This is a genomic window from Vreelandella zhuhanensis, assembly GCF_009793355.1.
Lineage (GTDB): Bacteria > Pseudomonadota > Gammaproteobacteria > Pseudomonadales > Halomonadaceae > Vreelandella > Vreelandella zhuhanensis.
Genome location: NZ_WTKP01000003.1, coordinates 39198 through 52858, shown reverse-complemented (window position 1 = coordinate 52858; position 13661 = coordinate 39198). Strand labels below are relative to the sequence as shown.

Genomic DNA, 13661 nt, shown 5'->3' with positions numbered 1-13661 from the left:
TGTCAAGACACTAGCAGACGAATAAGCCCTTCGCTCATCAAGGTGCCGCTTCAGTGGCAACGTCCACCCCCAGAAAACCACCGGATTGACGCCACCACAGCGCGGCGTAGATTCCGTCTCGGGCCAACAATTGCTGATGCGTGCCGGTTTCCACGATGCGCCCTTCATCCACCACCACCAGGCGGTCAAGCATTGCAATCGTCGAAAGCCGGTGAGCAATGGCGATCACGGTCTTGCCTTCCATCAAGGTATCCAGCTGTTCCTGGATGGCGGCTTCGACTTCGGAATCGAGAGCCGAAGTTGCCTCGTCCAGCACCAGTATCGGGGCATTCTTGAGCAGCACCCTGGCGATGGCGATACGTTGACGCTGGCCTCCGGAGAGTTTCACACCACGCTCGCCTACATGCGCGTCCAGGCCACGCCGACCCTTGGGGTCGATCAACTCATTGATGAAGCTGTCGGCATGCGCACGACACACCGCCTCCCAGACAGCCTCATCACTGGCATGGGGGGTGCCGTAGCGGATATTGTCACGCAACGAACGGTGCAACAGCGAGGTGTCCTGGGTGACCATGCCGATCTGATGACGCAGAGAGGTCTGCGTCACCTTGGCGATATCCTGGCCGTCGATCAGAATCCGCCCGCCCTGAAGATCGTAAAAACGCAGCAGCAGGTTGGCCAGGGTCGATTTGCCTGCCCCGGAACGCCCGATCAAACCGACCTTTTCTCCTGGAGAGATAATCAGGTCCAGTCCGTCGAAGACACGCCGAGTTTCCCCTTTCGCCTGGGCATATTCGAAGCGCAGCGACTCGAAGCGAATCTCGCCTTGGGTGACGCGAAGTTCATCGGCGTCAGGGGCGTCTTTCACCTCGGGGTCTCGGGCAATGGTGTTCATGCCGTCCTGCACCGTGCCGATGTTCTCGAATAGCCCGGCCACTTCCCACAGGATCCAGTCGGACATGAAGCGAATACGCATCACCAGGGCAATGGAAATGGCCAGCACCCCAAGCGAGATCGCTTCGAAATACCAGGCACCGATGGCCATGGCCGCGGTACCGGTCAGGAGCAGGGAGTTGAGTAGGGTCAAGCTCACCGACATGCGGGTCACCAGGCGCATCTGGCGATGGACAGTCTGCATGAAACCTTCCATGGCATCCCGCGCGTAGGCCTGTTCGCGCTGGGTATCGGCGAACAGCTTGAGCGTCTGGATATTGCTGTAGCTGTCGACCACCCGCCCGGTCATCTGGGCGCGGGCATCGGCCTGGGCCATGGAGATATCGCGCAGACGCGGCACGAATACCCGCATGATCAGAAGGTACCCCGCCAGCCAAAGTACCAGCGGTAACACCAGCCACATGTCCGCTCGGCCCAGCAGGATCATCGCACCACTGAAATAGACCAGGGCATACACCATCAGATCCATCAGCTTGGTCACGGTTTCGCGGATCGCAAGCGCGGTCTGCATGACTTTCTGTGACACCCGCCCGGCAAACTCGTCTTGATAGAATGCCAGGCTCTGCCCCAGCATGTGCCGGTGTGACAGCCAACGGCCAATCATCGGGTAATTGCCGAAAATGCTCTGGTGAGTGACCAGCGACTGCAAGAGTACCAATAGCGGCAAGCCGACGATCACCAGCGCCGCCATGCCTGCCAGGCGCCAGCCGTAGTCGGCAAAAAAGCCTTCGCGTTCGGCGGTCGAAAGCCAATCCACCAAATCGCCCATGTAACTGAAAAACACCACCTCGGCGGCGGAAACCAGTGCCGTCAGCAACGACATCGCCACCAGCAGCGGCAACACCGGGCGGGAAAAATGCAGGATGAAGGCAAACAACCCCGAAGGCGGTGTCTTGACCTCGCCTTCGGGGTAGGGATTGACCAATCTTTCAAAGTAATGAAATACGCGCGCCAGCATAGAAGCTCTCAGTAGACGATTCGACGGTACCGCTTGAGGTACCGCCTAGTCGTCGTCCTCGTCGCCGTGAATGCGCGCCTGTCGATCCAGCTCTTCTTCCTCGGCGTCGTCGATCACCGCCAGCACTTCATCCACGTCGGCGATATGGGTATCGAGGACGAATTGACCGGTCAGTTCGCTATCCGGATGCAGCTGGCCGGATTCGTAAAGTGCCCAGATCTCCTTGGCGTATTGCGTTTCCAGCAACTCCGGGGCGTAGCGAGCGAAATAATCGCGCATGTTATCGACATCGCGCTCCAGCATCTCCTGGGCGGCATTGTTACCGGCGGCATCCACTGCCTGAGGCAGGTCGATGATCACCGGGACCCGGCCATCGAACAGGACGTTGAATTCGGAAAGGTCGCCGTGAATCAAACCGGCGCACAGCATCCGCACCACTTCCTGGAGCACCGTGGCGTAATGCTCACGAGCCTGTTCCGGCGTAAAAGTGATGTCATCCAGCCGCGGCGCCGTATAGCCTTCCGCGTCGTTGATCAACTCCATCAACAAGACGCCATCGACGAAGCCGAACGGCTCGGGCACGCGCACCCCGGCGGCGGCCAGGCGATACAGAGCATCCACTTCCGAGTTGAGCCAGGCTTTTTCCTGCTCTTTCTGGCCGTAGCGAGTCTTTTTCGCCATTGCCCGCGAACGCCGGCTGTTGCGCTCCTTGCGCCCTTCCTGATACTGCACCGCCTGCTTGAAACTGCGCTGTTTGGCTTCCTTGAACACCTTGGCGCAGCGTACCTGTTCGCCACAACGCACCACGTAAACCTGCGCTTCCTTACCGCTCATCAACTGCACCAGCACTTCGTCTATCATGCCGTCGTCAACCAGCGGTTGTAATCGTTTAGGTATTTTCATGACTGGCTGTCTTGGTTCCTCTTGGCTCTTGGAAAATGACGGTGTGGGAGCGGCCTTTCAAAGCCTTGCAAATAAGCGGCAATCAGCGGCTCACGCGACGCACACGAAACGAACGTCCTTTGAGTTTGTCCTGGGCAAGTTTGTTCAACGCAGCGTTCACCATATCCCGTTTGACCGCCACGAAGGCACTACGCTGCAGCACTTTTATCCTGCCCACCTGGTCACCAGGGATTCCTTGCTCGCCGGTCAAGGCACCCAGAATATCCCCGGGACGAAGTTTATCCTTCTTGCCGCCGTCCAGTTGCAATGTCGCCATTGGCGGAGAGAACGGCTCACGATTCTTGGCCGGCGGCAACGGCTCGCAGGTCAGGCGCTGCTCCAGAAATTCACCCAGCCGCGCCAGACGATAATCTTCCTTTTCACTGACCAGGGTACAGGCCACACCGCTGGCGCCCGCCCGCCCGGTGCGTCCAACCCGGTGCACATGCACTTCCAGGTCGCGGGCGATCTGGTAATTGATGACGGCATCCAGCTCGGCGATATCCAGCCCGCGGGCGGCAACATCGGTGGCCACCAAAATGGAAGCGCTCTGGTTGGAAAATAGCACCAAGGTGCGGTCACGGTCACGTTGTTCCAGATCGCCATGCAAGGCAAGTGCACTGAAACCCGCCTCATTCAGGGCATCGGCCACTTCCTGGGTTTCACGCTTGGTATTACAGAACACCACCGTCGAGACCGGCCGATAATGCAGCAGCACCTGGCGCAGTGCCGCAAAACGCGCCGCCTCGCTTTCGATCAAGTAAAAATGCTGGCGAATCGTGGTGCTGTCGTGGGTCTCCTCCACTTTTACTCGCAGAGGATCACGCATCAGCCCTGCCGCGATGGCCCGGATACTGCCTTTCTGCTCGTCTTCGGGAAAGGTGGCGCTGAACATCAAGGTCTGCCGCGAAGCCGGCGTCTGCCCGATGATCGCTTCAAGCGAGGCTTGAAAGCCCATATCCAGCATGCGATCCGCTTCATCGAGCACCAGCATCGTCAAGCGAGAAAGGTCCAGGGAGCCTTTGCGCAAATGCTCCTCCACGCGTCCCGGCGTGCCCACCACGATATGCGCACCATGTTCCAGCGATCCCAGCTGGGGGCCGAACGGCGCTCCGCCGCACAGGGTCAACACCTTGACGTTGGGCATGGCCCGCGCCAGGCGGCGAATTTCTTCGGCTACCTGGTCGGCAAGTTCTCGGGTGGGGCACAGCACCAGGCCTTGCACGGCAAAGCTTTCGGGATTCAGTGCTGCAAGCAGCCCCAGCCCGAAGGCCGCCGTCTTGCCTGAACCGGTCTTGGCTTGGGCAATCACATCGCGTTTATCCAGAATGGCAGGCAGCGCGGTAGCCTGAACCGGGGTCATCGCTAGATAGCCTAACGAATCCAGGTTGCTCAGCAATGCCGAAGGCAACGCTAGTGTGGTAAAACGGGGGGAATCAGCATCGGACACAACGACAACCTGCAAAAGCCATAAGATAAAAAGCAAACGCCGGCAGCGCCAGCGACCCAGGACGGCAACCCGTGCCTGTCAACGTCCGGCACCATACCAGAAACCGCTCTACGCTGCCCTTTCTGGCGGTATAAGTCAGCCCAACTTGTTTGTTGCCAGCCATCACGCCTAGGTCAAGGGCGCGAACCGCCCTTGGGTCAGGCCGGCCAGGTCTTCCGGGCTCAGTTCTATTTCCAGCCCGCGACGTCCCGCACTCACATAGATACTTTCTTGAACCTGTGCTGAAGCATCAATGAAGGTGGCCAAGCGTTTTTTCTGTCCCAAAGGGCTGACCCCGCCCAGAACGTAGCCGGTGACGCGCTCCACCTCGCCCGGTTCGGCCATGGCCGCTTTTTTCACTCCCGCCGCCTTGGCGAGCCGCTTCATGCCAAGCTGCGCGGTCACCGGCACAATCCCTACGGCAAGCGCATTGCCGTCGAGCTTCACCACCAGGGTCTTGAACACGCACGCTGGCAATACGCCCAGCTTGTGGGCCGCTTCAAGGCCATACGAGACTGCGCCCGGCTCGTGACTGTATTCATGTACCTGAAATGGCATTCCGGCCTGTCTGGCGGCATGAATCGCAGGGGTCATCTGGGTTCCTTGTCAAGGATTGCTTAGGCAAACATCATGCGGACATCATGTTTGCCTTGGAATCGCGTGTCCAGACCCGGTGCTTGCCCAGCACTTCACAAAAATCAGCGAAGACGTCCTGCAGCGTAGCGCCACTTATCACTCCGTCTTCCGGTACAGGTATTTCGGCGGCCTCCAGAAGACGTTTCCCTTCACCGATAGCGGCAATCACTTTCAGGTGCTTGTAAGCCTCCTGGAGGTAATAGCGCCCTTGGCCCGATTGCGCCAAGGCATCGATACTCTGCTGCCCATCGGCCACGATAACCGCATCCATGGTTACCGAAGGCTGGCCGTTGAGCATGGCGTCGGGAGACACCATCCGGCCATCGCTTGCCTTGACGGGCGCCATGCTCGGTGCGATGAGCATGGCTTGAGCCCCTTCGCCCTCTAGCCGGCTCTTGATCTCGTCCAGCTGGGCGGCATCCACGCCATCGGCCACCAGCACTGCGACCTTGCGCATGGCGATGTGGCCCGGCAGGCGCGCCATCAGGCTCAGCGCCTCGGAATCGGTCTGCGCGCTATGGCCCAGCTCATCCGCCGAAGCAGGCTTCTGGGTCGGGGCTTCGATGCCGTGCAGTTCTCCGACACGACGCGCCAGCTCCAGGTCGATGTTAGGCAGGATTTCCTTGATCATCCGTTCACGAATCCAGGGTCGCTGCACCTTGGAAAGTTCGAAGGTATAAGCGGCGATGATGTGCTCTTTCTCGACATCCGACTGGCTGTTCCAGAACAATGTGGCCTGGGAGTAATGATCGCCGAAGGAATCGCTGCGACCGCGCACCTTATGGGCGTCAATACGCTCGTAATGGGTTTCAAAACCGCCATTCTCCTCGGCAGGTGGGGTTTCACTCGGCCAACCGCCATCGATAGAGTTCGGTTCGTAGGACGCCTGACCTTTGTCGATGGTCTGACGGTGCATCGAATCGCGCTGATTGTTGTGGAACGGACATACCGGCTGGTTAATTGGAATTTCGTGAAAATTCGGCCCGCCCAGGCGCAACATCTGGGTATCGGTGTACGAAAACAACCGCCCTTGCAGCAAGGGGTCGTTACTGAAGTCGATTCCCGGCACCACGTGGGCGGGGTTGAACGCAACCTGCTCGGTCTCGGCAAAGAAGTTGTCCGGGTTGCGGTTGAGCACCATCTTGCCGATCAGCGTCACCGGCACCTGCTCCTCAGGAATGATCTTGGTGGGGTCGAGAATATCGAAATCGAAGCTATGCTCGTCCTCTTCTTCCACTACCTGGATGCCCAGCTCGTATTCGAGAAAATCGCCGCTCTCGATGTCATCCCACATCATGCGGCGGTTGAAGTCTGGGTCACGTCCCCAGAGTTTCTGGGCTTCGTCCCAGATCAACGAACAGGTGCCGGCCACCGGTTTCCAGTGAAACTTGACGAAGCGCGACTTGCCCTGCCTGTCGATCAGCCGGAAGGTGTGCACACCGAAGCCTTCCATATTGCGAAAGTGGCGTGGAAAGGCCCGGTCCGACATGGTCCACAGCACCATATGGGTGGCTTCCGGCATCAAGGACACGAAATCCCAGAAGGTATCGTGAGCCGACTGGCCCATGGGAATCTCGTTATGCGGCTCGGGCTTTACTGCATGCACGAAATCCGGAAACTTGATCGCATCCTGGATGAAGAACACCGGCATGTTGTTGCCGACCAGATCCCAGTTGCCCTCGTCGGTGTAGAACTTGGTGGCAAAACCGCGCACATCGCGCACTGTGTCATTGGAGCCGCGAGAGCCTTGCACCGTGGAAAAGCGCACGAACACCGGTGTTTTCTTGTCAGGGTCTTTGAACACCCCTGCCTTGGAGTACTGGACGGCATTTTCATAAGGCTGAAAATAGCCATGTGCCGCTGCCCCACGCGCATGCACGATGCGCTCCGGGATGCGTTCATTGTCGAAATGGTTGAGCTTTTCGCGAAAGACAAAATCTTCGAGCAGAGTAGGGCCACGCTCTCCGGCTTTCAGCGAATTGTGGTTGTCCGAGATTCGCGTTCCCTGATTGGTGCGCAGATCATGTCCTTCGGCATCACTGCGGTAATGTTCCAGGTTATCCGACTTGCTCGATTCGTTGGTAGTGACGTCTGTATCGTGCGGCCCGTCACTGTTCGGATTGGTATGCGGATTTTTTGCCATGACTCACTTCTCCTGTGTCACGTCTCCTGTAATTGCTCCTGTTTTCACGACAGTGGTTAAACCGTTACCAGCATCGCCGTCTCTTCAACGTAGACAGCCAATCTCGCAGATACAAGGCAGATTACCGGGTCAATCCAGGCGCTCCTCCAGCTGCCAGCCATTATCGGTAAGCGGCACGGCGCCGTGCGGGGTCACTTGCACGGTATCGCTTAAACCGATGCCCCACTGCCCCGGCCAACGCAGGCATAATGGCAGGTGAAAAACCATATCGGGTTCGAATTCGCGCATCTGGTTCCGGGCGATAAAACCGGTGCCTTCCACCCAGCTGGGTGGAAATTGCGCCCCTACGGCATAACCGTAGACCCCGGAGAAAAACAGCTTGTCACTCCATAGCGCCAAGACGGCATCCGCTGCCCGAGCCGCATCATCGAAGGTATTGCCGGGGCGCATCGCATCGCACAGCACTTCGAACAAGCGGCGGCACACATCGCGCACCGCCTGCATGTCCGGAGTCGCCCTGCCCGCCACCACCGTGCGCATCATCGGCGCGGTGTAACGCTGATAGGCCGAACCGAACTCCAGAAACACCGGGTCATTGGGCTCGATCACACGGCGTTTATGGTTGACGTGGATGATGCTGATACGCTGCCCGACGGTGACAATTGGCTGCAGGCTCATGAATTCACTCCCGGCTTCCAGCAGCGCACGCGAGCCTTCCGCCGCCACGTCATTATCCGTCACCCCGGGTCGAATCACCTGGATTGCCGCCTTGAGTCCGGCCGAGGTAATGCGTGCGCTTTCCCGCAGACATTCGATCTCCGTCGGTGTCTTGACGACGCGAACTCCATCCAGCACTTGCCCGCCTTCCCGGAAGCGCCCACTACCCAAGCGCTGTTGCAACTGACTGATCACGCCATGGCGCAGTCCGGCACTCCAGCTGTCCAGGCCGATGGAATGGTACTGGGCCAGCACGTCGTAAAGCGGCTCGACCACCTCGTCGATGCCTTCCCAGCGATACCCGAGAATTTCATCCACCTTGGCCGTGACTACCGCAGGGCCGGTCTCGATGGAAGGTACCTGAAGCACACAACGCTTGGCGGAAAACACCAGACATGTATGCACCGAGACCTCGAAGGTGTGATAGCCGGTCAGGTAATAGATATCCGCCGGGTCGGTGAGTAACAGCGCTTCCAGCCCGATGGCTTGCATGGCATCTATCACCTTGGCGCGGCGCCGGTCGAACTCCGCTTCTGGAAACGGTAATTCCGAGCCTTTCAGCTGAACGTCAAGGGCATGACGATAGGCGAGGTAGTCCATGGGCAGGTGCTCCGGCAATTCAGGATTTTTGAGTAAGGATGCCTGATGAAGTGTAGTCAGAATAGCGCCGGCAGGCGTTTGCTCAGCCAACGCCTCACCTCACTCCTGGACTGATGCCTCAGTGACCGAGCAACTGAAACAGCGGAAACAACCCAAACCACAGAACATAACTCAGCGAGACACCCATCAGCCCATCGATCCGGGAGGAAATGTTGCCCCTTTCCGCAAGCTCGACCTTTCCCCTCTGGCGATATAAACAGAAGGCCAGCAAGGCGGCATGGGGAACCACCACATAGGCAATACCGCCGTAAGCCCCCTCGGCGATGCCCAGCAGATGCCAGATGAGCGCCACGCCTGCAGAAGCCAATGTAAAACCCAGAGCGACCTCCAGCGCACCGCGACGCCCGAGACGTACCGCCAGGGTACGCTTGGCAACCGCCGCATCGGCCTCAAGGTCGGGTATGCCCGAGAGCGTGATGGCAGGCACGATCGCCAAGAGCAGAGGCAGGCTTAAAAGCCATGGAAAGGCGGCGTACCAGTCACCTCCGAAAATCACATAACCGCTCAAGAGCACGCCGATACTGTGGGTGACCGCCACATCCAGTTCACCCAGGCCGCGATAGCTGAGCTTCAAGGGCGCCGCCGTATACCCCAGTGCTAATATCGCCAGCACCACCAATACCAGAGTGATGCTCCCCGCGGCCCCTGGCGCCAGATTCACAAGCCACGCCGAGGCGGCCGCGAACCCCAGCAGCGACACGAAAATGCCAGCCTTGACTTCACGTTGACTCAAGAGCCCATCCACCAATACTCGTGAGCCACCCGTGAAGGTGCTGTAAAAGCGATTTTGCCGATCGCTTGGCAAGTCGATGACATCGTTGGTGAGTACCGTTGCTACCTCCAGCAGAAATAGACAAAGGTAACCCAGCCAGAAGAGGCCGGTGGTGAACAGATCACCAGGGGGTGAAGCCGCCAGGGCACCGATGGCATAAGCCACCCAGGTCATGGGATAGAACTGCAGACGCAGCGCCTTGAGCCAGGCGCCGGCTTTGTGTTGCAGCCATTCGAAAGGGGAAATGCGGCCACGCTGCAATTGCCGCCCCTGGAACTTGGCCCGCGCCAGCCATGCCTGACGCTGCCGGGCAGTGGAGTCTTTGACCGAACCGCAGGCCAGGTAGCGCACCGGACGAATCCCGCAAAATCCCAGGGTCGCCTTCGCCAAGGCATTTCTTCCCGGCTGTCGATACAGCAGTTTGTGGATCAAGGGAGGCGTGTCCATGGTGGTAATCAGCTGCGCCGAACGCCCTTTCAACAGCCCTTCGTAACCGATCCCGCTTTCACAGGTAGTGAATGCGAACCCCGGCAGCATGACGCGATCCAGAAAACCCTTGAACAGCGCAGGTGTCCCGCCCCACCAGGTGGGATAGACAAATACCAGATGCTCTGCCCATTCCACCAGCTCCCGCGCCCGGCTCAGGTCGGCTTCCAGCGGTTGCTGGTTGGGTGAGAGCGTATGCACATGCGGGTCGAAATCAAGTTCGGCAAGATCCAGGCGGCGTAAATCCACCCCCGCCGCCCGGGCGCCTTCACTGTAGGCATCCGCCAGGGCGCCGCACAGACTCTCGACACGCGGATGGCCCAAGATAAGCAGCACCTTCATGCGTCAACACCACCCAAGCATGATTTCATAACGCAAAGGCGCCGAGTGGTTTTGCAAACGTTCACCTTCATGCCATCCTCCTTGAACACTGTTGAAAACACCCTTCCCACGTTGAAGTGCCATGCCCATCATTGAGCACCAAGCCGACATCCAGGCCGAACGAGAAGCGGTTTTTGCGTTGGTAAGCCAAGTGGAAGGCTTCGCCTCTTACAGCGATGCCATAGACAACATAGTTCGCTTGAATGACGACCGCTACTTATGGGAAGTCCATATCGCCGGGCAGTCCTTGTGTTTCGATATCGAGATTACCCAGACGCTTCCGCCGGAGCGGTTTGCCTGGCGCTCCTTGAGCGGTATTTCCAACCAGGGGCATTTCGACTTCACGCCCATAGAAGGCGGCACTCGCGTTCACCTCACCTTGGAATATCATCTGGATAACCGGCCGATGGAAAAGGCCGTCCAACTAGCGGCGAAACCTCTGTTGCACAAGCTCAGCCAGGACATCATCCGCCAAGTAGAGTGCCGCTTGGCCAAGCCACCCGAACCGAAGCACGATAGCGATTCCTGAGTGCGAAGGGCATAAGAAGGGCTGACAACGTTAGCCATTCATATCCATCAGCAACAGCAGCACACCGAGAAAGTAAAGCACCATGATGGTGACACTTTCCCAGCCAATACGCCCCGGCCCCTGCTCCTGGCGGCGGATCAACCCCATCATCAGGATACTCGACATCACCAGGGTCAATGACACCCAAAGGATCACTTCAGCGGTCATGGTGTGGTAGATGGAGCCCGGCCGATAAGCGATATCCGAGGCCGCCGTGAAGAGGGTATCGAAGGCATTGCCGCCAATGATACCGCTCACCGCCAAGGTCAAGGCACCCCGGCGAACCGCGGCGATGGAGGTGACAAGTTCAGGAATCGAGGTACTCACAGCGGTCAGCAACACCCCAACCGCCGTGTGGCTGAGTCCTGTCTTGATCGCAATATTGTTCGCCGTAGGGGCCAGCACCCAACCGGCAAACCCCAGGCCGATCATCAAGAATAAAAAAGTGCCGCATAACCGAGGAAGCGTGGGCATCACCGAAGTATCTTCCGGCGTGTCCTCGCGCGTTTCGCGCGTCACCGAAGGTTTCCACATGGGATACAGCCGGGCGCTTCGTACCAGTTGAATGCCATAGATATAAAGCCCCAGCAGTATCGGCGTGACTGGATGAATGCCCCACAATGTAATCTCGGGCAGTGTGGGGGTCAGAAGAATCAAGCCTAGAAGAGTGATCAACAAGGCGTTTTGCAACATGTTCGGTGCGGAGGCGGCCGCATGTTCAAGGTTCGCACGCCGATAGGCCAGGTCGGCCACCACCAGAAACAAGGTTTGAACGGCGATACCGCCCAAGGCATTACTCACCGCCAGTTCAGGATGACCTTGCCAGGCAGCGGTAACCGAGAGTACCGAGCCGCCAAGCGAGGTCGATGCCCCAAGCAGCACGGCACCTGCGACCGCCTCCCCGAGCCCCGTCCGATCGGCCAGCTGGTCGACCACCTGAGTAATCCATATTCCCAATACAGTAATCACTAAAGCGCATGCCGTGAAAACTCCCACGCTTTCGGCCAGCGACCAACTGGATGGATTGAATGGATCCAAATCACTCCCCTTCACTCGCTTTGGTGGTCGTTGTTTCACATGCCGTCTACAGGGCTAAGTCAGGCTTTTCAAAATAAGCTCATGCGTTTCATCACTCCATCACGCTTTATCCACCAGTGAAAAAGCGCACCGGCAATGTGTAACGCCACCAGCCCCAGAATCACCCAGCCCAACCAGCCATGTACAAGGAATAAACGTTCGGACAGGGCTTCGTTTTCGCCGATCAACCCCGGCAGGTTCCAGTGAAAGAACTGCACTGGAAAGCCGCCACTAGCGGTGGCCAGCCAGCCGATTATCGGCATCACCAACAGCGTCAAGTAAAGCAGGTGATGCACACTGGTACTCAGCACACGTTGGAAGGGATGAAGCGGAGGATCGTGAATCGGGACCACAAAGCCCAGACGACTGATAAGTCGCAGCGTCATCAGAATCAGCATCGTCACGCCCAATGTCTTGTGGGTCGTATAAAGCAGGTTGGTCATGGGCTCGCCGAACCATCTTACAGCCCCTTCGAAACCCAGATAGCCCAACGTAAGCCCGATGGGTAACACCAGCAACAGCACGGCCGCCACCAGCCAGTGCAGCACCCGATGCGGGTAGGCATAGCGATCCAGTTCCGTCATATCGTTCTCCCGGAAGCGACGAAGTAAATTGCCTTTCATACTGTCAGTCGTCTTTCATACTAGTAGAGGCAAGCGTTGATTGTGCAATGCTAGGCTGTGACAGGAACGACTGGCGAAAAGACATGTCGAGAGCAAGTATCGAGAAGCAGTAGCCGAACGCAATTTGCTACACACGACCCCAACCGCAAGGAGCATGACCATGCAGGCACGCTATTTCACCATCAATGACTATCCCCAAGGCATGCCGCAGCCCGAGCTATTCGAGCTGCACAGCACCGAGTTGCCTGCCTTGCAAGATGGCGAAGTGAGAATTCGCAACATTTGGCTGTCGGTCGACCCTTACATGCGTGGACGAATGAGTGGCGTCACCACCTATATCGAACCGTTTGAACTCAATGCTCCGCTTGAGGGCGCTGCAGTGGGCGAAGTGATCGAGAGCCGGGATCCGCGTTTTAGCGAAGGTGACAAGGTTCGTCACATGGGCGGCTGGCGTGATATTGCCCAGCTTGACGCCGATACGCTGGAAGCGTTGCCAAGCATCGAGGTACCCGAACAGGCTTATCTGGGCGTGCTCGGCATGCCGGGCATGACCGCCTGGACGGGCCTGAACGAGATTGCCAAGATGCGCGAAGGCGACAATGTTCTGGTCAGTGCCGCCAGCGGTGCGGTGGGCTCCTTGGCAGTGCAACTGGCAAAGGCCAAAGGCGGCACCGTGGTGGGGATCGCCGGCGCGCCTGAAAAGCTTGAGTGGCTGGAATCTCACGGAATCAAGGCGGTCAGTTACCGCGGCAAGGACGCCCAGCAGTTAAGCGAGGACCTCAAGCAGGCCTGTCCCGAGGGCTTCGATGTGTACTACGAAAACGTGGGTGGCGACTGCCTCGAAGCGGCACTCGATAACCTGCGCGTAGGGGCGCGCATCGCAGTATGTGGGTTGATCGCCGACTACAATGCCACGAGGCCCAGCACAGCACCCGGCAACCTGGCGATAATCCTGATTCGGCGCGTGCGCATGCAGGGCTTCATCATTTTCGATCACTGGTCGCACTATCCGCAGTTTCTCGAAGAGGTCGGCCCGAAAGTCGCCAAGGGCGAAATCGACTACGAAGAAACCATCGAAGACGGCCTGGAAAGCACCCCCGATGCCTTCCTCAAGCTGTTTGAAGGGGCAAACAAAGGCAAGATGCTGGTGCGGCTGTAATAGCCCTTTGTAGTAGCAGTCCTTTACAATAGCCCGGCTGCCTGGCAGCCGCAGGACGCCTGGCCGTCACTTCATGGCGGCCAGGCAAGAAAATCC

At 58.3% G+C, this 13661-nt stretch carries 11 protein-coding genes; 2 read left to right on the top strand and 9 right to left on the bottom strand.

Annotated elements, in window-relative coordinates; genetic code table 11:
• Positions 1 to 37 precede the first annotated feature (37 nt).
• From GPM19_RS04550 to GPM19_RS04520, 7 genes are all read right to left on the bottom strand, one after another.
• Entirely contained in the window at positions 38 to 1912 is a 1875-nt protein-coding gene (locus tag GPM19_RS04550) for an ABC transporter ATP-binding protein (protein WP_160417709.1), read from the bottom strand.
• A gap of 45 nt (positions 1913 to 1957) precedes the next feature.
• Positions 1958 to 2815, bottom strand: coding sequence for a PA4780 family RIO1-like protein kinase (locus GPM19_RS04545; protein WP_160417708.1), 858 nt, complete (start codon positions 2813 to 2815; stop codon positions 1958 to 1960).
• 82 nt (positions 2816 to 2897) lie between these two features.
• Positions 2898 to 4304 carry an ATP-dependent RNA helicase DbpA gene (gene dbpA, locus GPM19_RS04540; RefSeq protein WP_160417707.1) on the bottom strand — a complete coding sequence of 469 codons (1407 nt, stop codon included), beginning with the start codon at positions 4302 to 4304 and terminating at the stop codon, positions 2898 to 2900.
• Positions 4305 to 4472: 168 nt separating this feature from the next.
• Positions 4473 to 4937, bottom strand: coding sequence for a Cys-tRNA(Pro) deacylase (ybaK, locus tag GPM19_RS04535; RefSeq protein ID WP_160417706.1), 465 nt, complete (start codon positions 4935 to 4937; stop codon positions 4473 to 4475).
• Positions 4938 to 4971: 34 nt separating this feature from the next.
• Positions 4972 to 7122 (bottom strand): catalase HPII, encoded by a 2151-nt coding sequence (gene katE / locus GPM19_RS04530; protein ID WP_160417705.1) that lies wholly within the window; start codon positions 7120 to 7122, stop codon positions 4972 to 4974.
• Positions 7123 to 7251: 129 nt separating this feature from the next.
• Positions 7252 to 8439, bottom strand: a complete 1188-nt coding sequence (locus GPM19_RS04525; RefSeq protein WP_160417990.1) for a M24 family metallopeptidase — start codon at positions 8437 to 8439, stop codon at positions 7252 to 7254.
• 118 nt (positions 8440 to 8557) lie between these two features.
• Positions 8558 to 10099: an NAD(P)H-dependent oxidoreductase gene (locus GPM19_RS04520; RefSeq protein WP_160417704.1), complete on the bottom strand. Its 1542-nt coding sequence runs from the start codon at positions 10097 to 10099 to the stop codon at positions 8558 to 8560.
• Positions 10100 to 10220: 121 nt separating this feature from the next.
• On the opposite strand from GPM19_RS04520, the gene GPM19_RS04515 reads away from it, so the two are divergent.
• Positions 10221 to 10667, top strand: coding sequence for an SRPBCC family protein (locus GPM19_RS04515; protein ID WP_160417703.1), 447 nt, complete (start codon positions 10221 to 10223; stop codon positions 10665 to 10667).
• Positions 10668 to 10697: 30 nt separating this feature from the next.
• Here the strand turns inward: GPM19_RS04515 and GPM19_RS04510 are convergent, their stop codons facing one another.
• Positions 10698 to 11744 (bottom strand): sodium:calcium antiporter, encoded by a 1047-nt coding sequence (locus GPM19_RS04510; protein ID WP_160417702.1) that lies wholly within the window; start codon positions 11742 to 11744, stop codon positions 10698 to 10700.
• A 68-nt stretch (positions 11745 to 11812) separates the two neighbouring features.
• The gene (locus tag GPM19_RS04505) at positions 11813 to 12367 is read right to left on the bottom strand and encodes a cytochrome b (protein WP_160417701.1); all 555 of its coding nucleotides are present in this window, start codon (positions 12365 to 12367) and stop codon (positions 11813 to 11815) included.
• 199 nt (positions 12368 to 12566) lie between these two features.
• Between GPM19_RS04505 and GPM19_RS04500 the strand changes: the two genes are divergently transcribed.
• The gene (locus GPM19_RS04500) at positions 12567 to 13565 is read left to right on the top strand and encodes an NADP-dependent oxidoreductase (protein WP_160417700.1); all 999 of its coding nucleotides are present in this window, start codon (positions 12567 to 12569) and stop codon (positions 13563 to 13565) included.
• Positions 13566 to 13661 lie beyond the last annotated feature (96 nt).

What these genes read in the sequence shown, in the direction of transcription:
- GPM19_RS04520 (WP_160417704.1), bottom strand. Translation starts at nt 10,099, where the DNA reads ATGAAGGTGCTGCTTATCTTGGGCCATCCGCGTGTCGAGAGTCTGTGC.
- katE (WP_160417705.1), bottom strand. Translation starts at nt 7,122, where the DNA reads ATGGCAAAAAATCCGCATACCAATCCGAACAGTGACGGGCCGCACGAT.
- GPM19_RS04525 (WP_160417990.1), bottom strand. Translation starts at nt 8,439, where the DNA reads ATGGACTACCTCGCCTATCGTCATGCCCTTGACGTTCAGCTGAAAGGC.
- GPM19_RS04515 (WP_160417703.1), top strand. Translation starts at nt 10,221, where the DNA reads ATGCCCATCATTGAGCACCAAGCCGACATCCAGGCCGAACGAGAAGCG.
- GPM19_RS04545 (WP_160417708.1), bottom strand. Translation starts at nt 2,815, where the DNA reads ATGAAAATACCTAAACGATTACAACCGCTGGTTGACGACGGCATGATA.
- ybaK (WP_160417706.1), bottom strand. Translation starts at nt 4,937, where the DNA reads ATGACCCCTGCGATTCATGCCGCCAGACAGGCCGGAATGCCATTTCAG.
- GPM19_RS04505 (WP_160417701.1), bottom strand. Translation starts at nt 12,367, where the DNA reads ATGACGGAACTGGATCGCTATGCCTACCCGCATCGGGTGCTGCACTGG.
- GPM19_RS04500 (WP_160417700.1), top strand. Translation starts at nt 12,567, where the DNA reads ATGCAGGCACGCTATTTCACCATCAATGACTATCCCCAAGGCATGCCG.
- GPM19_RS04550 (WP_160417709.1), bottom strand. Translation starts at nt 1,912, where the DNA reads ATGCTGGCGCGCGTATTTCATTACTTTGAAAGATTGGTCAATCCCTAC.